A 19,913-nucleotide genomic window follows, 5' to 3' on the forward strand; every position below is an offset into this window, starting at 1 on the left:
TACGTTTATTCATGTTCGGGGTACTTGCCCGTTTCTCGTCCGTATCGTGACCTTCGGCGGCTGCCGCGACGTCAGCCGCCCCGCGTCCCGTTCGACGCGGTCACGCACGCGTGAGAGGCAGGAAAGCCTGATGACGAAGTATCAAGGAGGCCGGCGGGCGGCACCACGCAGGCGGCGGTCGCGGTGGTTCTTGGCGGGTGGCCTCGTGGCGGGCACCCTGGTGGCGGGGGTGGCCGGGCTGGGCGGTGTCGCCGTCGCCGCCGACCGGGATCCGTCCGGCGCGGGTGCGCCGTCGGTGGCGCCGCGTACCGACGACCACTACGGCGAGCGCCACGGCGGCGACGACGGCGAGGACCGCGACCACGCCCGCGAGGAGCGGCGCGGCTGGCGGCCGGACGCCCGCCCGAGCCGCCCCGGTCGTGGGCAGCGCGTGGAGGTGGCGGTGCCCTGCGACTCCGCGAAGCTGATCTCGGCGCTGGTCCGCGCGAACGCCGAGGGCGGTGCGGACCTGCGGCTGGCGTCGAAGTGCACGTACGAGCTCACCCACGCCTTCCAGCAACCCGACGAGTACGACGGCGGCATCCGCGACGCCCGGGAGACCGCCGACAGCGCGGAGAACCCCGGCGACGCCGAGGCACCGCCGCGCGATCCGCGGCACGACCGGGCCGGGCTGCCCGTCATCTACCACCCGATCTCCATCCGGGGTGAGGAGACCACCATCGTGCGGGACGCGCGTGCCGAGGCGTTCCGGTTCTTCACGGTCCGCGACGGCGGGGAACTGACGTTGTCCGACGTGGTGCTCCGCAACGGGCTCTCCGCCGCCGAGGGCGGCAGCGTCCACATCGTGCACGGCGCCTCCGCCGTGGTCGAGCGCACCACGATCGTCGACAGCACCTCCCTCTCGGCGGAGGGGGGCGGCGGCGGGATCTTCAACGACGGCAACCTGGTGGTCAAGGGGAGCACCTTCGTCGACAACCACGCCGCCGGCACCGCGGGCAAGGGCGGGGGCCTGCTCAACGGTGGCGTACTGAGCCTGGAGAACTCGCAGTTCCGGGGCAACAGCGCCGTCGCGTACGGCGGCGGCCTGGCGAACTTCCGGGGCGCGGCCGAGGTGCACTCGAGCACGTTCGCGCGCAACAACGCGGCGCAGGGCGGCGGCGTCGCCAGCTTCTCGGCCCGTACCCGGGTCGCCGACACGAAGGTGGTGGACAACACCGCCCAGACCGGCGGCGGCATCGCCAACTCCGACGCGCTGATCTTCCTGCGCGGCCTGGAGGTACGCGACAACACCGCCACGGGCAACGGCGGCGGCATCTCCACCTCCCAGGGCCTGTTGCCGCTCGACGACAGCGTCGTGGCGGGCAACACGGCGCGGGGCTCCGGCGGCGGAATCTACGCCCAGAAGTCGAACCTGCTGGTGCGCCGCAGCGAGGTCAACCGCAACCACGCCGTCGGCGCGAAGTCCGCCGGCGGCGGCGTCTTCGCGACGCTGGGCCAGGTCTCCCTCTACTCCAGCCGGGTGGCCGGCAACGTCGCCACCGTGAAGGCGAGTGGCCTATTCGTGGACAAGGCGCGGGTCAGGGTCGACGACGAGACCGAGATCATCGGCAACGAGCCCAGCAACTGCGAGGGCAGCCGGGTGCCGGTGGCGAACTGCTTCCGTTGACCCGACCGTGGGCCGTACCCGCTGGGGGAGGGCCCACCCGACCGGGCGCGTCCGGCCCTGCCGGCCGATCATCGCGATCGTGCCGCGCGGAGCCGGACGCGCCTTCCGCGTCGGCGGAGCCGGACACGTGGCGACGCAGGCCTGACTGCCGGCCATCAAGAACCCAGCCTCCTAGGATGCCGTACGCGATGTGGGCCACGACCGCAGCTGAGACCGAGGGCGTCGGTCCATTGCACGGCCGACCGATCGACGTGGTTACCATCCCCGAATGATCGAGGAGTTGATCAGAAGGGCGGCTGCCGAGGACGACAGCGCGATCGAGGAGTTGTGCACGATCGCGGACACCGACCCGCGGCGGCTGACCCCGTACCTGGGCCTCCTGTTCGACCTCGAGGTGCTGTGGCCGGCGAAGATGTACCGGGCGGCGGACGCCGACCTGGTCCGGCGGGTCATCGAGCAGATCGACGCCGGGCGGACACCGGACCGTCTCAACCACCTGCTCCTCGTCCTGGCGCACAGTGCCCACCCGCTCGCCGAAAGCGCCATGCGTCGCTGGTCGACACAGCCACCAGCCGGCGCGGGCGAGCTGCACGTCGGGGTGCTGAGCTACGCACACGACGGCGGTTGGACGGTCGGCCCAGGCGGCAGCCGACGGAATCTGTGCGGGGACACCGCGTACCGGTGGGTCATGCGCGAGACGCCGCGACGCACCGACGGCCCCACCTGTCCATGGTGTGCGTCGCCGCTCTGGACCGCCGCGGACCTGGACACCACAGAACCCGCCGTCGCCACCGCGCTGGCCCACACGGGCTGGTCCGGCCGCTTGGTGATCGAGACCTGCCACTTCTGCGCCTGCTACACGACGCTCTACAGCCAGGTGACGCCGGCCGGCACCGCCATCTGGTGGGCCGGCAACACCCGGCCGAGCTACCTGCCGGATGCCGCCGAACCGGAGGATCCCCCGGCGCTGTTGCCGGTCCTGGGCTCAGCCCGGCCGAGCCCCTACCAGGCCAGCGCCTGGGATCGAGGCGGCTCGACCCTGGGCGGCCGACCCGACTGGATTCAGGACGCCGAGCACGCCGACTGCCCCGGTTGCGGACAACCAATGGATTACGTGGGTCTGATCGGCGGAGCGGACCTGGACGAGTACGGCGAGGGCGCCTACTACCTGCACCTGCACCTGCCGTGCGGGTACGCGGCGGTCAATTACCAGCAGAGCTGACCCCCGGGTCGTCGCGCTCCGTCGGCGGCAGGAGCGAATGTGTGCAACGGAAGATCGTCAACGAGCACGCAATGGACCGAACGGACAACACGATCATGAAGATGCCGACTACGACGAGTGGGCAGGCTTCGCTTTCTGCGGGTAGATCGTCTCGTGGCGGGCCAGCATGGCAACGAACTCGCCGATCTTCCGCTCGCGGGTCTGTGCCCGTTTGACCGCGTTGACGCGGTGGATGAGAGCGAACCGGTTGGTCTTGGTGAGTACGTCGAACATGGCCTGGGCGGCGGGGTCGGCAGCGATAGCGGCGAGGAGGTCGGCTGGCACCTCGGCTTCCGACGGCGGGGCGTAGGCGGCCGCCCACCGCCCGTCCGCCTTCGCGGCTTCCACCGCGACGCGGCCGGGTGGCATCATCCGCCCCTGCGCCTCCAGCCGGGCCACGTGGGCGACATTGCGTTGGGACCAGGAACTGCGGGGCCGGCGAGGGGTGTACCGGATCCAGGAGGTCTCGTGATCCCGTTTACGGGCCTGCCCGTCGATCCAGCCGAAACACAGCGCCTCGTCAACCGCCTGCTGCCAGGTCAGCGTCGTGACCGTGCCGCCCTTCCTGGTCAGGGCGAGCCAGACACCGGGCGACGTGGCGTGATTGGCCGACAACCACGCACGCAGCGCGTCGGCGTCCTCGACGATCAACTCACTCAGTTCGGCGCTCACCATGACAGCAGGCTATCGCTGCGCCCTGACCGCAGCCTCTGCCCGTTCGACCGCCCCGACTCGCCGGGTTGCCGGCGCGCCGGTCGCTCGCCGGACCGGGGGAGGGCAGGACCTCGATGTTCAGGAAGGTCCCGACGTCGGGCCGACATGCTGGGCTCCTCGTGCACGTGCCGTTTGCGGCGAGCCTCGTCCACGACCATGCCCTACAGAACAATGATCAGCACAATCCACAGTGCCACCCGACGTCGCAACGAGCCGGCAACGCCCGGCGACCCAGCCGCGCAGCACCTTGACCGCTTGGGCTGCGGGAAATAAGGCTGTACTCGGGGCATCGTGCGGGTAGCTTGCCTCCTCGTGGAGAACCACCTGGCGCACGCACCGTTGCTCTCTGCCAGGTGGCCGGTCTTTACCGCCGAACTTGCCGCAGCGCTCGCGGCGGAAGGTGAGAAACGGCTGGCGGAGCAGGTCAGACAGCTGCGAGTCGTGCAGACGTGCGGTTGCGGGGACGACTTCTGCCAGAGCTTCCACACCGCGCCGAAGCCGGTTGAGGCCTACGGCGATGGCCACCGCAATGTCTGCCTCGACGCGCCATGGCCGGGCTACCTCGTCCTCGACGTGGTCCACGACGAGATCAGGTATGTCGAAGTGCTGTACCGATCACCGCTGTGTTGACCGCTCCCGCCTCCGTCGGCCGGCGGCGCGTCCGGACGAGCGCTCCCGGCCACGACGTGCCCTCAACAACCAGCCGTGGTGCACGCGTGGCGCGCAGGCTATCGTCCGCGGCATGAGTGAAACGCCGCTGTCCGATGTCATGTCGGAGCACGCGGAAACCAGGACACCAGAGAGCTACGAGCGCTTTCTCCGGCTGTTCCGGGCCTCCACGGTCGGCATCGTGGCCACCGGAGTGCCCGCCCACGACGCGCACGGGCATCTCGCTGGCGGCGACCTTGGCGCGGGCAGGACCACTCACGGCGACGGATTGTCCCGTCTGCTGGCATACGCCGATCCCGAAGCGGCACTACGAAACTTTGGCCCCCGGTTCAACGCGGGCGTGTCCGGTGAGGTTCTCGTCCAGATGGCCGCAGCCGACCCCGAGTGTGCGGGCGTGCTCGTCAACAGCGCCGTCTGCGAGATCAGCTTGGTCGTCAGCAAGCAGACAGCCCAGTCCCTGATGACGCCAACCACCACCGAAGCGTCCAGTCCGCGGCGTTGGTGGAAACGCCGGTAGCGCCGATATCGCGCCTTCGGGCAGCACACTCAACGTCTCCCGCCACATCGGCCACCGCGTACAGGCGTTCGGCGCCCCAGTCCCACTCCGGTTGCCCGGCCGTGAACCGGAGCCGACCTCCCGGCCGGCTCGGGCATGGGGACATCCGTAGGTGACGGTGCCGCAAGGCATGCGCCCACCGGCTGTCTTCGGGGGCGCTGATCAGTATCGTCACGGCGTGATCGCGAGGCTTGAGGTCGTGTACTGCGACGGATGGGATGACGGGGTCGTCAATCCGCTGACCGCGAAGGCGGCGCAGGCCCGTGACGCGGCCGGTGAGCCGTACACGGCCGTGCTGCTGATCGACGACCGACGGCACGCGGTGCTGGACGTCTCGTGGGCCGACGAGTACTGCCGGGTGTCGCGCTTCGACGCGGCCGGTCGGCAGGTGTCCTGCCACGAGCTGCGCGGCACCGGGGACGGCGACCTGTTCCTGCGGCGGGCCGCCACCTGGGACGGCCCACCGGACGTGGGCGAGTACGAGTATCCGCATGTCGCGGCGCGGACCCGCACCACCTATCGGCTCTCCGGCACACGTACCGATGTCGTCGAACCGTGCGGCGATCTGGGTGCCCGGCACGAGTCCCGCTCCATCCAGCCGCCGCCCCGGCTGCCGGTCCCGGGCTTCCGCCGATGGCGGGAACTGCTGAGTCTCGCCGGGGACGCGCCCGTGGAGATCGTTGACGCGGTGCGCCATCCGCTTCCGGCGCGAACCGCGACCCGGCCACCATGGCGTCCGCCCCGGGCGCTGCGACCGCACGGCATCGAACTCCTGTTCACTCCCGGTACGCAGGTCGAGTACCACGGCAGGCAGCTTCGCCTGTCCGCCCACCACGCCGGGCGACTGCACCTGCCGTCCGGGCGCCTGATCGCCGCTGACCCTTCCTCCCTGAATCTCGACGCCGAGCCCTTCGACGTCACCGTGCCGCCCGGCACGTACCCGGTCTCCGTCGGACTCGCGACCTTCGTCGACGATCCGGGGCATACCCGGGTCACCGCCGCGCGCCTCGACATCAGTGACCGTCCCGCAGTGCGATGGGAACTGGCGCTACGCAACGGGCAGGACCCACTCGACCTGGACTACCAGGAGTTCTTCGGCTTCGGCGTCGACACCGGCATGGCCTGCTACGTCGACGCAGACTCCGCCGACCGGGTGACAGACCTCTGGCGTACGCTCGACGGCCTGGTCGAGCCGCGCTACCGCACCACCGATTCGGGGGACATGGTCGCCTGGTCCAGCGGCTGGGGCGACGGCGCCTACCCCACGTGGATCGGCTACGACACCTCCCATGCCATCACCTGCTTCATCACGGACATGCTGCTGTTTCCCACCGACTCGCAAGACGATGACGAGGACTGACGACCAGCCGCACACGAATCTCGACAGCTCGGGGTGCCGTCCACGCTGACGTCACGTGACGCGCGGATCGCCGTAGGTCCGGACGCCGGCTCGGATCGGCGCAACCCGGGGTAGCTGTCGGCGGCGATCCGATCTGGTGCGCTGAGCACCGCAAGCGTCACAGTTCACCACCAGAGCCACTGGGCGCCGTGTCGGTGCTGCTGGGTGGGCGGGATGGTGTCGATGGCCCCGTTTCCGCGATGTTCCTTCGCGGCGTTACGGCACGCGGCTCGGGCAGCCTGACGTTCCCCGCTGGTCCACGTGGCGTTGATGAACCAGCGCGGCGGGCCGCTACCGCCGACCAGCCACCGCAGGCCGGTTCGCGGGTGATGTGGACCGTCCTTGTCCGTACGAGACACTGGTCGCCCCCTCTCCGGTCCGCCGACGCGGCACCCACCTGTCGGGGGTGGGAACGTGGCGCTGGTCCTTCGCCCTTGGCGTGGCCACCGTTCCTCCCTTCCGTATCGGGAATGCCGCCGGCATATGCGGGAGACTACGCAACGTCACCGGCACGTGGGTTCCGGACACGTTTCGGCCCGCGCCCTGTGGGGCGCGGGCCGGAGGATGAGGCCCTACTTGGACGGCTGGGGCAGCTCGCAGTCGACCTTCGGGTTGGCCCCGATGTAGTTCAGCGGCCCGGCCACGATGGTCACCAGGATCGTGCCGGCCTCGGCACAGTTCGTGTCGTCGCCGCTGTAGTAGCCGCGCTGCCCGGCGGCGACCGCGCCGATGATCAGCCAGATGACGACCAGGACTCCGAATATCGACGTGCCGCGCATCGCTGCCTCCGCATGAGTGTGGTGGATCGAGGTGCTGGGCGTTGTACCCAGTCGCGATGAACGGCTAACGGTGTCGCCGATCGAGCGGCGAACTCCGGCTGTCCGGCGGGGGCCTCGCGCCGCCGTGGTGCCGGTACCGCTGGGCGGCGTCGGTACCGCTCGCTGGGCGGCGCCGGTACCGCCGGGTGGTGCCGGTGCCGTCGCCCGGCGCCGCCGTCAGGCGCGGCAGCCGGGCGACGGCGGGGTCGGTCAGGCGTCCGTGCCACCCGCAGGCAGCGCGGCTGCCGCCTCCGGCGGGGCAGCGGCGAGCACCTTCGCCTGCTGCGGCCAGGTGGCCAGGCTCGGGGCGGCGCGCAGCCCGGCGGCCCGGATGGTCTCCCGCAGGGCGGCCTCGTCCAGCTCCGCCAACTGTCCGAAGGTCCGGATGCCGGCGGCCTGCAGCGCCGCAGCCATCTTCGGGCCCACGCCCTGGATGCGCCGGAAGTCGTCGGCGTCCTGGCTGGCGGCCGGCGCGGCCGGAGCAGCCACCTCGTCCCGCGGGGCGGGCACGGCCACCGCCTGGGCCGCGACGGGCTCCGGCTCGGCGGGCACGGCGACCGGCTCGGCGGCGACGGGCTCCGGCTCGGCGGGCACGGCGACTGGCTCGGCGGCGACGGGCTCCGGCTCGGCGGGCACCGGCTCGGCGGCGACAGGCTCGACCGCGACGGGCTCGACCGCGACGGGCTCCGGCGCGTTCGACGCGGCGACGGGGTCCGGCGCGGCGGGTGCGGCGACAGGCCCCGGCTCGGTCGACGCCGCCACCGGCTCCGCCGCGACGGGTTCCGGCTCGGTCGTGACGGGCGCCGTCGCGGCCGGCTCCGGGCCGGCCACCGGCTCGGCGGGCGTGGCGGGTTCCTGCGTCGGCCGGTGCTCGACCGGGCCGGTCACCTCGGCGGCCACCGGCAGCACGACCTCCGTGTTCGGCGCGGCGGTGGCGTCGACCGGAGCGGGTACGGGCTCGGGGTCGTTGCCGGGTGCCGGTACCGCGTCGCCGGTCAGCGCCATGTCGGCGGGGTCGACGTCGTCGACCCGGGCTGCGTCGGCAGTGACGACCGTGGCCGGCGGGGTGCCGGCGCCCTGGTCGGCGTCGTTCGGGGTGTCGGCCCCGGGCGCGGCGGGGACGCGGTCGGCGACCGCCTCCGGAGCGGGGTCGACGGTCACCTCGGGGCGTGCCTCGTCCAGAGTGGCGGCGGGAGGCGGGTCGACCACCACGGCGGTCATGCCGGCGACCGGGTCACCCTCCACCGTCGAGCCGGCAGCGGCAGTCGCGGCATTCTGCCGGCCGCGCCAGAACCAGCCGCCGGCCACACCCACCGCCAGAGCCACGATCAGTATCAGCCAGTGCCCGAAAGACCACGTCACGGCAAACCTCCCTATCGTTCACGTCCGGAAACCCGCGAGAAAAACTCGCCGCAGCTTCGCACACGCCCGATGGGGCCGACAGGCAGGACCGTACGCCGGAGCGGCCGGTGGGACGGATCGCCACCGGTGGTGTCCGGCAGGCGACGCAGGGTGTAGCCACCGTCGGTGGGCCCGACGGTGGATGGGTCTGAGCGCCGGCGGGGCGGACAGGGGGGACCCCGGCGCCCACGGGCGGCGCCGGGGTCCCGGTCGGACAGTCAGTCCTCCTCGCCCCGGTAGCTGTAGAAGTCGTCGACGAACCGGCGCGCCAACCGGGGCACCCGGCTGGTGACGCCGAAGTAGCCGCGCGCGCCGAGCAGCGCGAGCCGGCCGACGACCGGCTTGTACATCCGGTCGTCCCCGCTGGTGCCGCTGCGGTTGAGCGAGTCGGCGACCCGGGCGAACCCGTACGGCACCATCGCGGCCTCGTAGTCGGCCACCGCCTGCAGCAGCGTCTTGTCGCCGGTCGCGGCCAGCCGCAGTTGCCGGCAGAGCAGGGCGGCGTCGCGCAGGGCCGTGTTGGCGCCCACCCCGCGTCCCGGCGTCATCGTGTGGATGGCGTCGCCGAGCAGGGTGACGGTGCTGCTCTTCCACGGCGGCACCGGTTCGCTGGTGGCCACCTTGATGGGCAGGGCGCTGCCCGGGTCGCTGCGGGCGAGCAGTTCGCGCAGGTTCGGGTGCCAGTTGCGGGTGAGTCGCAGGGCGAGCAGGACCAGGTCCTCGCCGCGGCGCTGCATGACGTCGGGCGGGAAACGACGGGCCGTGCTCCAGATGACCAGGTTGATGTTGTCGCGGGTGTTGTCGTGGCGCAGGCCCGGCCAGCCGCGCAGCAGTTCGGCGTCCGCGGGGTCGACGCCGGGCTTGAGCGCCCCGTCGCGGTCCCACTTGAACTCCATCACGTGCAGCACGCCCATCATCCCGCCGGTGCCGAAGATCAGCGAGATGCCCTTCTCTATCCGCTCCGGCAGCAGCCCCCGGGTGTGCGGGGTCAGGGGGATCCGGGTGGCGATGTTGATGGTGCCGGCGTCGCGGGTGACCGCGTGCGGCAGGTACTGGCGGCGTACCGCCGAGTGTGTGCCGTCCGCGGCGACGAGCAGGTCGCCGGTGGCGGTGCTGCCGTCGTCGAAGTGCGCGGTCACGGTGCCGTCGTCGCGCTGTTCGTACCGGGTGAAGGTCTTGTCGAAGTGGACGACGTCCTCCATGCCGGTGAGCAGGACCTGGCGCAGGGTCATCCGGGCCACGGACCGCTCGGTGTTCACCGGGTCGGTGTCCGGCCGGAGCGTGAACGAGGCCGTGCGTCGCATCCCCTGGGTGATGACGTTGAAGTAGCGGGGGGAGCGGGCACAGGTGGCGAGGTAGACGTCGAAGAGGGCGGGCGGCAGGCACTCGCGGAGCGCGCGGCTTCCGGTCGGCCCGATGCCGACCCGGTAGCCGAGCAGCCCCTCGCCGCGGGTGCGGTACCGCTCGTAGACGGCGACGCTGATCCCGGCCCGGCGCAGGCCGTGTGCCAGGCAGAGCCCACCGGTGCCGGCCCCGATGATCAGGACGTGGGGTGGTCTGGACGACATGGCGACCGCCCCGCTCAGCCGGCCGGCTGCGAGGACGTCGCGTCGGCGGCGTCCCAGCGGTAGAAGCAGCCCGCGATGGCGTCGCGCGGCGAGCACCAGGTCGGCAGGTACGGCGTGGTGTGCGCGGAGAGCCGCTCGTTGACCTGGCGGTAGAGCGGGTGGTTGCGGGCCTCGGCCAACGCGTCCGGGTCGACGTCGGCGGTCTCCATCAGGTGTACGTACAGGTCGTGCAGGCAGTACAGGGAGCGGTGGCGGACGCCGGTGAGGGCGGGTAGCTCGGTCGCGTCGGACTCGGCGAAGATCTGCGCCACCCGACCCTCCGCGCCCGGGATGATCCTGCTGACGATCAGTAGACGGCTCATGGGACCCCTCTCGCCGGTGGTGCTTCGCGACCATCTCGCAGGCCACGGACTGTTGTGCGGCCCACCGTGCCCCGGTGACTGTCACCTGTCCGTCACGCGCGCCCCCGGGACGGTGACGCGGGTCAGCGCGCCCGGGGCGCGAGCCGGGTGGACGGCGCCCGACGCGGCCCGGGCGGGGCGTCGCGGGTGGCCTCCCGGATCGGCGCGAGGGTGTCGTCGAGCAGGGCGGTCATCGCCGCCGAGGGCTCCAGCCGCAGTTCCCGCAGCAGCAGGTCGCGGTAGACGTAGAAGGCGTGGACGGCCTCGAAGGCGTTGCCCTCGGCGAGGTGGATGCGGACCACCAGTCGGTGCGGCGTCTCCCGCAGCGGCTCGGCGGCCATCGCCTCCAGTGCGGCCTCCAGGGCCGGGCCGTGCCGGCCCGCCGACAGGTGCTGACCGGCCAGTTCCTCCAGCATGTGCAGGCGCAGCTGGCGCAGCCGCTCGCGGTCGGCCAGTACCCAGTCGTCGTACCAGCCGGGGAGCAGGTCGTGCCGGCCGGCGGCGAGCGCGGCGGCGGCGCAGGGGTCGTCGCCGTCGCGCACCCTCGCCGCCGTGCCGACGAGCGCGTCGACGTCGACCCGCACGACCGGGTCGAGGGAGACCGTGTCGCCGGAGGTGGTGACCGGGCAGCAGGGGTCCTGGCGCAGTCGCCACAGCGCGGTTCGCAGGGACGACAGCGCCCGCTCCTCGGTCGCGTCGGGCCAGAGCAGCCCGGCCAGGTGGCTGCGGGTGGCGCCGGGGCGCAGCCCGATCAGCGCGATGACCCGTTGCAGGCCGCGCGGCACCACGACCGGCGCGTCGCCGTGCAGCAGCCGGAACCCGCCGAGCAGGTGAAGTGAGACGTCGACGTCGGGACGACACCCGGTGGTCGGCGTCGACGGATCAGCGGCCACGGCGGCACCCCCTGCGGAACGCTCGTCCCGACTCGTCTGCTGTCCCCGGCGCGGCTGCCCATGACCCCACTGTCGGATCGCTCGCGCCGCGGCACGGCGTGGCACGCCGCGGCCGCCGGGCTGACCGTCACGAGATTATCAATCATGGTCACTCTGGGTCAATGTCTTGTGCGGGAGCGCGCTTGCCTGTCGCTTCCACGAAAACCCTTCCGAACTGCTGATAGTCCACTCTGCGCGTTCATCGGAGTCACAGCGGACGCACAGTAAGCGTCAACGCAGCGTCACGGCTGTTCGTCGTTGTCCGGCGGTCGACGGTGACGCCGCCGTGACGTCCGTGCCCGCATCGTGTCGCCAGTCGTCCGGCTCGGCCGGTGCCGTCGTCACCGATGCCGGATGCCGTGGAGGGAGGCCCACGCATGGACCGTTCGCTGATCGTCGCGAAGGTGGTGCCGAACGCCGAGGCGAACGTCGCCGAGATCTTCGCCGAGTCCGACGCGACCGAGCTGCCGCGCCTGGTCGGCGTCCGGCACCGGTCGCTCTACCGGCTGGGTGACCTGTACGTGCACCTGCTGGAGACGGAGGCGCCGGGCGAGGGAGCGGTCGAGGCGGCCCGGGGGCACCCCGAGTTCGCCCGGGTGAGCGCCCGGCTGCGGCCGTACGTGTCGCCGTACCTGCCGACCTGGCGGGAGCCGCGCGACGCGATGGCCCGCTGCTTCTACCGCTTCGACGCCGCGACCGCCGGGCGATCGTCGTGACCGCCACCGCGCCTCGCGAGGGGCAGCTCTGGTCCCGCTGCGGCGACTGCGCCACCCTGCTGTACCGCAAGCGGCTGCGGCGCAACCTCGACGTCTGCCCCGAGTGTGGGGCGCACGCCCGGGTCGACGCGCCCGACCGGCTGTTCCAACTCGTCGACCCGGGTTCGTTCACCGCCCTGCCGGACCGGCCGTCCGAGGTCGACCCGATCGGCTTCGTCGACCTGCTGCCGTACCCGCACCGGCTCACCGCGGCGCGGGCCGGCACCGGGTTGGCCGAGGCGGTTGTCTGCGGCACCGCCACCGTGGGGCGGCATCCGTGCGTACTGGCCGTGATGGACTTCCGGTTCCTCGGCGGCAGCCTGGGCTGCGTGGTGGGGGAGCTGATCACCCTGGCCGCCGAGCGGGCCCTGGCCGACGGGGTGCCGCTGGTCCTGGTCACCGCCTCCGGCGGGGCGCGGATGCAGGAGGGCGCCCTGTCGCTGATGCAGATGGCCACGGTCAGCCAGGCGATCGCCGCGCTGCGGGAGGCCGGCCTGCTCACCGTGAGTGTGCTCACCGATCCGACGTACGGCGGCGTGGCGGCCTCGTTCGCCACCAACACCGACGTGGTGCTCGCCGAGAGTGGCGCGCGGATGGGCTTCGCCGGGCCCCGGGTGATCCGGCAGATCACCGGCCGGGATCTGCCGGAGGGTTTCCAGACCGCCGACTTCCTGCTGCGGCACGGCCAGGTCGACATGGTGGTGCCCCGGCACGCCCTGCGGGGCCGGCTGGCGGCGCTGCTCGCCGCCGCCCGGGCCGGGCGGCGGCCCGCGTCGCGTCCCGCCGTACCCCGGCAGGTGCCGCCGTCGGCGCGGCCCGCCGTCACGACGGCGCAGGGCGCGCCGGGTGACGCCTGGGAGACGGTACGGCTGGCCCGGCATCCCGGCCGTCCGACCACACTGGACTACCTGGAGACGGCGTTCGACGGCTTCGTCGAGCTGCACGGCGACCGGCTCGGCGCGGACTGCCCGGCGGTGGTGGGCGGGCTGGCGCGGCTCGACGGCCGGGCCGTCATGGTGATCGGGCACCAGAAGGGACACACCACCGCCGAGCTGGTGGGGCGCAACTTCGGTATGGCCAGCCCGGCGGGACACCGCAAGGCGCTGCGGCTGATGCGGCTGGCCGCCCGTCTCGGCCTGCCGGTGGTCACCCTCGTCGACACCCCCGGGGCGGATCCCGGTGTGCGGGCCGAGGAACAGGGCCAGGCGGCGGCCATCGCGGAGAACATCCTCGCCCTGACCGTGCTGCCCACGCCCGTGGTCGCCGTGATCACCGGCGAGGGCGGCAGCGGCGGGGCGTTGGCGCTCGCGGTGGCCGACCGGGTGCTCATGCTCCAGCACGCCGTCTACTCGGTGATCAGCCCGGAGGGTTGCGCGGCCATCCTCTGGCCGGACCGGGGCGCGGCCCCGCAGGCGGCCCGCGCGTTGCGGCTGACCGCCCCCGACCTGTGCCGGCTCGGGATCGTTGACGACGTCGTGCCCGAGCCGACCCCGGCCGCCCACCACGATCCGGCGGACGCCGCCCGGGCGCTGCGCGCGGCGGTGCTGGCGCATCTGCTGCCGCTGCTCGACGTGCCGTCCACCACGCTGGTCCGTCGCCGGCGGCAGCGGTTCCGGCGCTTCGGCGCCGCCCGCCTCGGCGCCCGGGCGGGTGCCCGGTGAGCGCCGGCGGGATCCCGGTCGACGCTCCGCCGTCGGCGCCCGACACGACTGCGGTGCCCGACGCACCTCCCGCGTTCGGCGCGGCGCGGGCGTTCGGCGTGCAGCGGGCGTCCGGCGCAGCGGCGGCCTCCGGCGGAGAGGCGGCCTCCGGCGTGGAGCGGGTGCCCGGCGCGGAGGGGGCTTCCGGCGTGGAGGCGGGGCACGGGACCGACGCCGTGCTGGCCGGGCTGCGGCGGCACGCCCGACACCTCGTCGCCGAGCTTCCCGGGCCGCTGCGTCGGGTGCGGCTGCGCGGCGGGGAGACGGTGCTGGAGGTGGAGTGGCACGCCGCGCCCGCCGGGCCGGTGCCCGCCGCCGACGAGGTGCGCCCGACGCTCCCGCCGGCCGCCGTGCCGCCGCCGGAGCGGTACGCCGTGCGGTCGCCCGTCGTCGGCACGTTCTACCGCGCGCCGGAGCCGGGTGCCGCGCCCTTCGTCGCCGTCGGCGACCTGGTCAGTCCCGGGCAGGTCGTCGGCATCGTCGAGGCGATGAAGCTGATGAACGAGGTGACCGCCGGGCGGGGCGGCCGGGTCGCCGAGGTCCTCGCCGCCGACGGCCAGCCGGTCGAGTACGACCAGCCGCTGGTCGCGCTGGACCCGGCGTGAGGGGCGGGCTGCCATGTTCGAGAAGGTCCTGATCGCCAACCGGGGGGAGATCGCCCTGCGGGTGCTGCGCGCCTGCCGCGAGCTGGGCGTGCGTACCGCCGTGGTCTACTCCACCGCGGACGCCGACTCCGCCGCCGTGCGGCTGGCCGACCAGGCCGTGCGGATCGGGCCGCCGGCCAGCCGACGCAGCTACCTCAACGCCGCCGCGATCGTGGAGGCCGCCCGGCAGGTGGGCGCGCAGGCGGTGCATCCCGGCTACGGGTTCCTCTCCGAGGACGCCGACTTCGCCGAGATCTGCGCCGACAACGGCCTGGTCTTCGTCGGCCCGCCGCCGGAGGTGATGTCGGTGCTGGCCGACAAGTCCTCCGCGCGGGCGCTGATGCGCCGGGCCGGGCTGCCCCTGCCACCGGGCAGCGTCGCGCCCGTGCCCACCGCCGCCGAGGCGGCGGAGGTGGCCGCCGAGGTGGGCTACCCGGTGATCGTGAAGGCCGCCGCGGGCGGTGGGGGCCGGGGCATGACGGTGGTCGCCACCCCGGCGGAGCTGCCCCGGGCGTACGCGCGCACCCGCGCCGCCGCGCAGGCCGCCTTCGGCGACGACCGGGTCTACGTGGAGCGCTACCTGACCGGTGCCCGGCACGTCGAGGTGCAGTTGCTGTGCGACTCCCACGGCAACGGCGTGCACCTGGGCACCCGGGACTGTTCCGTGCAGCGCCGCCACCAGAAGCTGGTGGAGGAGGCCCCCGCCCCGGCGCTGTCGGCCGGCAGCCTGGAGGCCATCGCGGAGTGCGCCCTGCGCGGCGCCCTGCACGCCGGCTTCACCGGCGCCGGCACGGTGGAGTTCCTCGTCGACCCCGACGAGCGCTTCCACTTCCTGGAGATCAACTGCCGGATCCAGGTCGAGCACCCCGTCACCGAGATGATCACCGGGATCGACCTGGTGCACGAGCAGCTGCACATCGCCGCCGGGGTGCCGCTGCGCTGGCGGCAGGAGGACATCCGTCCGCACGGGGTCGCCATCGAGTGCCGGGTCAACGTGGAGGACCCGGACCGGGGCTTCGCGCCGACGCCCGGCCGGCTGGAGCGCTTCGTCCCACCCGGCGGCCCGTTCACCCGGGTCGACACGCACGGCCACGCCGGTTACCTGTTCGGCCCGCACTACGACTCCCTGCTGGCGAAGGTGGCGGTCTGGGCGCCGGACCGGGAACTCGCGCTCAACCGGCTGGAACGCGCCCTCGACGAGTTCGACGTCGCCGGCCCCGGGGTCCGCACCACCATCCCGTTCGTCCGGCGGGTGCTCGACGACGCCGGGTTCCGCAAGGGCCGCTACTCCACCGGCCTGGTCGAGCAGTTGCTCGCCGGCCCGCCCGAGGCACACCACAGGAGGCACCGATGACCGTCACCCATGGCCGTCCACTCACCGCCGAGATCACCGAGATCCTGGTGGCGAACTGCGGGCTGGACGCCGACGCCGCCGCCCGCGCCCCGGCCGCGTCCCTCGAGGAACTCGGCATGGACTCGCTGGCGCTGCTGGAGCTCTCCGCCGTGGTCGCCGACCGGTGGCAGGTACAGATTCCCGAGCAGGCCGGGCAGCTGAGCATCGCGGGTGTCGCCGAGGTCGTCGCCCGCAGCGCCGATCAACCGGGGCACACCGAGAACAGCGTCCTCATCGCCGCGCCGCTGCCGCTGGTCTGGGACGTCACCAACGACGTCGCCAACTGGCCGGACCTGTTCACCGAGTACGCCCGCGCGGAGATCCTGCACCGCGACGGCGACACCGTGCGGTTCCGGCTCACCATGCACCCCGACGAGAACGGCACGGTGTGGAGCTGGGTCAGCGAACGCACCGCCGACCCGGCCACCCGGCAGGTCCACGCCCGCCGGGTGGAGACCGGTCCGTTCGAGTACATGCGCATCCACTGGCGTTACACGCAGGAGCCCGGCGGCACCCGGATGACCTGGGTGCAGGACTTCGCGATGAAGCCGACCGCGCCGGTGGACACCGCGGCCATGACCGACCGGATCAACGCCAACAGCGCGGTGCAGCTCGCCGTCATCAGGGACAAGATCGAGCGGCTGGCGGGCGCCGGCCGGGCGGGGGCCGACGATGAGTGAGCAGGCACTGCGGCTGGTCGCCGCCGCCGACGTGATGCCGGACAGCCGCCGCGGCGGCGAACTGCGGGTGCTGCTCGGCCCGAAGACCGTCGGCAGCACCTCGGGCTTCATGGGGGTGGCGACCCTGCGGCAGGGGGAGCGGATCGCCGAGCACTACCACCCGTACAGCGAGGAGTTCCTCTACGTGGCCCGGGGCACGATCACCGTCGACCTGGACGACGAGCCGGTGCCGCTGGGCGCCGGCGAGGCGCTGTTCGTGCCGCGCAACGTCCGGCACCGGCTGCGCAACACCGGCGAGGAGCCGGCCGAGGTGGTCTTCCACCTCGGACCGCTGGCGCCCCGGCCCGAGCTCGGGCACGTCGACACCGAGCTGGTCGAACAGCGAGGCGGCTCGTGAGCGTGCGGAGTGAGCCGGGGTTGCGAGCCCCGCAGTCGCGAACCGAGGTGACGTCGTGAGTGGGCGCCGCACGGTGGTGACCGGCGTCGGGGTGGTCGCCCCCGGCGGCGCCAGCCGGGACCGGTTCTGGAAGACGATCACCGAGGGGAGGACGGCGACGCGGCGGATCAGCTTCTTCGACCCGTCGCCGTACCGGTCCCAGATCGCCGCCGAGTGCGACTTCGACCCCGTCGCCGCGGGCCTCACCGTCGCCGAGGCGCGCCGCTCCGACCGGTACGTGCAGTTCGCCCTCGCCTGCGCCGCCGAGGCCGTCGCCGACGCGGGACTGGAGCTCACCGACGCCGAGCGGGAGCGCGCCGGCGTGGTGCTGGGTACCGCCGTCGGCGGCACCACGGCACTGGAGCAGGAGTACGTGACGGTCAGCGACACCGGCCGTCGGTGGCTGGTCGACGCCGCACGCGGTGGCCCTTACCTCTACCAGGCGCTCGTGCCCAGCAGCCTCGCCGCCGACGTGGCGTGCCGGTACGGGCTGCACGGCCCCGCGCAGGTGGTCTCCACCGGCTGCACCTCCGGCATCGACGCCATCGGGTACGCCCACCAGCTCATCGCCGACGGCGAGGCCGACATCGTGCTGGCGGGGGCCGCCGACTCGCCGATCTCCCCGGTCACCGTCGCCTCCTTCGACGCGATCAAGGCGACCAGCCCGGACAACGACGACCCGGCGCACGCCTCCCGCCCGTTCGACGCCGACCGGCACGGCTTCGTGCTCGCCGAGGGGGCGGCCGTGCTGGTGCTGGAGGAGGCCGGGCACGCCCGCCGGCGCGGGGCACACGTCTACTGCGAGGTGGCCGGCTACGCGAGCCGCAGCAACGGCTACCACATGACGGGGTTGCGGCCCGACGGGCTGGAGATGGGGTTGGCCATCACGGCCGCGCTGAAGCAGGGCCGCATCGCGCCCGGGCAGGTCTCCTACATCAGCGCCCACGGCTCGGGCACCCGGCAGAACGACCGGCACGAGACCGCCGCGTTCAAGCGGGCGCTGGGCCAGGCCGCGTACGGGGTGCCGATCAGTTCGATCAAGTCGATGGTCGGGCACTCGCTCGGCGCGATCGGCTCGATCGAGATGGCGGCGTGTGCGCTGGCCGTCGAGTTCGGGGTGGTGCCGCCGACGGCCAACTGGAGCACCCGCGACCCGGAGTGCGACCTGGACTACGTCCCGAACGAGGCGCGGGAGCTGCCGGTCGACGTGGCGCTGTCGGTGGGCAGCGGGTTCGGCGGTTTCCAGTCGGCGATGGTGTTCCGCCGGCAGCCCGCCGGGGCGCTGCCGTGACCGCGCGGGCCGTGGTGACGGGCATCGGCGTCGTCGCGCCCAGCGGGATCGGCGCGGACGCGCACTGGCGTACGGTGCTGGCCGGCACCCGCCGCACCGGGCCGATCACCCTGTTCGACCCCGCCGGCTATCCCACCCGGTACGGCGGGGAGGTGCCCGGCTTCGACGCCGCCGCGTACGCCGACAACCGCCGGCTGGTGCAGACCGACCGGTGGACGCACCTCGGCTTCGCCGCCACCCGGCTGGCGCTGGCCGACGCCGGCCTGCCCGAGCAGGCCCCCGACCCGTACGGGTACGCCGTGACGCTGGCCAGTTCGTCGGGCGGCAACCTGTTCGGCCAGCGGGAGCTGCAACGGCTCTGGGGCGGGCCGTCGCGCACGGTCGGGGCGTACCAGTCGATCGCCTGGTTCTACGCGGCCAGCGTCGGCCAGCTCTCCATCCACCACCAGTTCAAGGGGCCGTGCGGGGTGCTGGTCGCCGAGGCCGCCGGTGGACTGGACAGCCTGGCGCACGCCGCGCGGGCGGTGCGCCGGGGCACGCCGGTGGTGATCGCCGGGGCGACCGAGTGCCCGCTGAGCCCGTACGCCCTGGCGTGCCAGCTGCGGTCCGGTCTGCTCAGCGACGTGTCCGACCCGGAGCGGGCCTACCGGCCGTTCGACGCCGCCGCCAGCGGTTACCTGCCGGCCGAGGGCGGCGCGGTGTTCGTGGTGGAGGAGCTGGGCCACGCGCTGACGCGGGGGGCCCGCGTCTACGGCGAGGTGACCGGCTGGGGCGCCACCCACGACGCGGTGCACACCGGCGCGGACACGGCCGGCGACCCCGTGCAGTACGCCCGCGCCATGCGGCTGGCCCTGGACCGGGCCGGCGTGGGGCCGGAGGCGGTCGACGTGGTGCTGCCCGACGCGCTCGGCGTGCCCCGCTACGACCGCAGCGAGGCCACGGCGCTGCGCGCCGTCTTCGGCGACCGGCCGCCCCCGGTGACCACCCAGAAGCCGTTGACCGGCCGCGCGCACCAGGGCGGTTCGGCGCTGGACGTGGCCACCGCCCTGCTCGCGTTCGGCCACGACACGCTGCCGGCCTCCGCCGGGCCGGACGAGGTGGCCGAGGGCTGCGAGCTGGGGTTCCTGCGGGAGCACCGGCGACCACGCAGCCGGCTGGCGCTGGTCTGCGCCCGCGGCTTCGACGGTTTCAACAGTGCGCTGGTCCTGCGTGGGGCCGCGCCGCAGAGGGGAGCGACGCCGTGAGCGAGCAGGTCACCGGTACGAAGCCCGTCGGGGCGCAGCGGGGAGCCGACGCGGGCGGGAGGCGGGCGCGGGTGGTGTTCCTCGTGCGGGTGCCGGCCGAGCGCACGGAGGCGTTCCTGGCCGCGTACGAGGCGGTCCGGCACCTGGTGGCCGGGGGCGTCCCGGGGCACCTCGTCGACCAGGTCTGCCGCTCGTCGGCCGACCCGGAGCAGTGGCTGATCACCAGCGAGTGGGCGAGCCTGGCCGACTTCGAGGCGTGGGAACGCAGCCCGGAGCACCGGGACCTGGTGCGGCCGATGCGGGAGTGCTTCACCGACGCCCGGTCGCTGCGCTTCCTCATCCACGCCCAGACCCCCGCCGCGACACCGGTCTGAGACCGGTCCGG

The 19,913-nt window shown here is 73.4% G+C and carries 20 protein-coding genes; 14 read left to right on the top strand and 6 right to left on the bottom strand.

The genetic code is table 11. From position 1 onward, the window contains the following. Positions 1-130: 130 nt before the first annotated feature. A complete protein-coding gene (locus ACGFIG_RS25590; protein WP_393006973.1) occupies positions 131-1,666 on the top strand; it encodes a hypothetical protein in 1,536 nt (511 codons plus the stop codon). A 268-nt stretch (positions 1,667-1,934) separates the two neighbouring features. Then, complete coding sequence (locus ACGFIG_RS25595; protein WP_393006975.1) at positions 1,935-2,888, top strand: hypothetical protein; 954 nt, start codon at positions 1,935-1,937, stop codon at positions 2,886-2,888. Positions 2,889-2,996: 108 nt separating this feature from the next. Here the strand turns inward: ACGFIG_RS25595 and ACGFIG_RS25600 are convergent, their stop codons facing one another. Then, entirely contained in the window at positions 2,997-3,602 is a 606-nt protein-coding gene (locus tag ACGFIG_RS25600; RefSeq protein WP_393006977.1) for a YdeI family protein, read from the bottom strand. 351 nt (positions 3,603-3,953) lie between these two features. Here ACGFIG_RS25600 and ACGFIG_RS25605 point away from each other — a divergent pair, with 351 nt between their 5' ends. The 3 genes from ACGFIG_RS25605 (at position 3,954) to ACGFIG_RS25615 (ending at position 6,226) form a co-directional block, all read left to right on the top strand. Continuing rightward, the gene (locus tag ACGFIG_RS25605; RefSeq protein WP_393006979.1) at positions 3,954-4,271 is read left to right on the top strand and encodes a hypothetical protein; all 318 of its coding nucleotides are present in this window, start codon (positions 3,954-3,956) and stop codon (positions 4,269-4,271) included. A 112-nt stretch (positions 4,272-4,383) separates the two neighbouring features. Continuing rightward, a complete protein-coding gene (locus tag ACGFIG_RS25610; protein ID WP_393006981.1) occupies positions 4,384-4,827 on the top strand; it encodes a hypothetical protein in 444 nt (147 codons plus the stop codon). A 217-nt stretch (positions 4,828-5,044) separates the two neighbouring features. Next, on the top strand, positions 5,045-6,226 hold the full coding sequence (locus ACGFIG_RS25615; RefSeq protein WP_393006983.1) for a DUF4241 domain-containing protein: 1,182 nt from the start codon (positions 5,045-5,047) through the stop codon (positions 6,224-6,226). Between the two features lie 611 nt (positions 6,227-6,837). On the opposite strand, the gene ACGFIG_RS25620 is transcribed toward ACGFIG_RS25615, so the two are convergent. From ACGFIG_RS25620 to ACGFIG_RS25640, 5 genes are all read right to left on the bottom strand, one after another. Next, the gene (locus ACGFIG_RS25620; RefSeq protein WP_091630565.1) at positions 6,838-7,044 is read right to left on the bottom strand and encodes a hypothetical protein; all 207 of its coding nucleotides are present in this window, start codon (positions 7,042-7,044) and stop codon (positions 6,838-6,840) included. A 249-nt stretch (positions 7,045-7,293) separates the two neighbouring features. Beyond that, entirely contained in the window at positions 7,294-8,445 is a 1,152-nt protein-coding gene (locus ACGFIG_RS25625; RefSeq protein ID WP_393006985.1) for a hypothetical protein, read from the bottom strand. Between the two features lie 257 nt (positions 8,446-8,702). Continuing rightward, positions 8,703-10,052: an FAD-dependent oxidoreductase gene (locus ACGFIG_RS25630; RefSeq protein WP_393006986.1), complete on the bottom strand. Its 1,350-nt coding sequence runs from the start codon at positions 10,050-10,052 to the stop codon at positions 8,703-8,705. A gap of 14 nt (positions 10,053-10,066) precedes the next feature. Then, the gene (locus ACGFIG_RS25635; RefSeq protein WP_393006988.1) at positions 10,067-10,414 is read right to left on the bottom strand and encodes a TcmI family type II polyketide cyclase; all 348 of its coding nucleotides are present in this window, start codon (positions 10,412-10,414) and stop codon (positions 10,067-10,069) included. 122 nt (positions 10,415-10,536) lie between these two features. Beyond that, positions 10,537-11,346 carry a BTAD domain-containing putative transcriptional regulator gene (locus ACGFIG_RS25640; RefSeq protein WP_393006990.1) on the bottom strand — a complete coding sequence of 270 codons (810 nt, stop codon included), beginning with the start codon at positions 11,344-11,346 and terminating at the stop codon, positions 10,537-10,539. Positions 11,347-11,762: 416 nt separating this feature from the next. Between ACGFIG_RS25640 and ACGFIG_RS25645 the strand changes: the two genes are divergently transcribed. From ACGFIG_RS25645 to ACGFIG_RS25685, 9 genes are all read left to right on the top strand, one after another. Further along, on the top strand, positions 11,763-12,101 hold the full coding sequence (locus tag ACGFIG_RS25645; RefSeq protein WP_393006992.1) for a TcmI family type II polyketide cyclase: 339 nt from the start codon (positions 11,763-11,765) through the stop codon (positions 12,099-12,101). Continuing rightward, positions 12,098-13,801, top strand: coding sequence for an acetyl-CoA carboxylase carboxyltransferase subunit alpha (locus tag ACGFIG_RS25650; RefSeq protein ID WP_393006994.1), 1,704 nt, complete (start codon positions 12,098-12,100; stop codon positions 13,799-13,801). The genes ACGFIG_RS25645 and ACGFIG_RS25650 overlap by 4 nt, the downstream gene beginning before the upstream one ends. Before the next feature lie 98 nt (positions 13,802-13,899). Further along, positions 13,900-14,445: an acetyl-CoA carboxylase biotin carboxyl carrier protein gene (locus ACGFIG_RS25655; protein ID WP_393007399.1), complete on the top strand. Its 546-nt coding sequence runs from the start codon at positions 13,900-13,902 to the stop codon at positions 14,443-14,445. A gap of 13 nt (positions 14,446-14,458) precedes the next feature. Further along, the gene (locus ACGFIG_RS25660; protein WP_393006996.1) at positions 14,459-15,838 is read left to right on the top strand and encodes an acetyl/propionyl/methylcrotonyl-CoA carboxylase subunit alpha; all 1,380 of its coding nucleotides are present in this window, start codon (positions 14,459-14,461) and stop codon (positions 15,836-15,838) included. Continuing rightward, positions 15,835-16,557 carry an SRPBCC family protein gene (locus tag ACGFIG_RS25665; protein WP_393006998.1) on the top strand — a complete coding sequence of 241 codons (723 nt, stop codon included), beginning with the start codon at positions 15,835-15,837 and terminating at the stop codon, positions 16,555-16,557. The genes ACGFIG_RS25660 and ACGFIG_RS25665 overlap by 4 nt, the downstream gene beginning before the upstream one ends. Beyond that, positions 16,550-16,954: a cupin domain-containing protein gene (locus tag ACGFIG_RS25670; protein ID WP_393007000.1), complete on the top strand. Its 405-nt coding sequence runs from the start codon at positions 16,550-16,552 to the stop codon at positions 16,952-16,954. The genes ACGFIG_RS25665 and ACGFIG_RS25670 overlap by 8 nt, the downstream gene beginning before the upstream one ends. 55 nt (positions 16,955-17,009) lie before the next feature. Further along, complete coding sequence (locus tag ACGFIG_RS25675; protein WP_393007002.1) at positions 17,010-18,284, top strand: beta-ketoacyl-[acyl-carrier-protein] synthase family protein; 1,275 nt, start codon at positions 17,010-17,012, stop codon at positions 18,282-18,284. After that, on the top strand, positions 18,281-19,528 hold the full coding sequence (locus ACGFIG_RS25680; protein WP_393007004.1) for a beta-ketoacyl synthase N-terminal-like domain-containing protein: 1,248 nt from the start codon (positions 18,281-18,283) through the stop codon (positions 19,526-19,528). Before ACGFIG_RS25675 ends, ACGFIG_RS25680 begins: the two co-directional genes overlap by 4 nt. After that, positions 19,525-19,902 carry an antibiotic biosynthesis monooxygenase family protein gene (locus ACGFIG_RS25685; protein WP_393007006.1) on the top strand — a complete coding sequence of 126 codons (378 nt, stop codon included), beginning with the start codon at positions 19,525-19,527 and terminating at the stop codon, positions 19,900-19,902. Before ACGFIG_RS25680 ends, ACGFIG_RS25685 begins: the two co-directional genes overlap by 4 nt. Positions 19,903-19,913 lie beyond the last annotated feature (11 nt).

The organism is Micromonospora sp. NPDC049048 (assembly GCF_043197615.1).
Taxonomy (GTDB): Bacteria; Actinomycetota; Actinomycetes; order Mycobacteriales; family Micromonosporaceae; genus Micromonospora.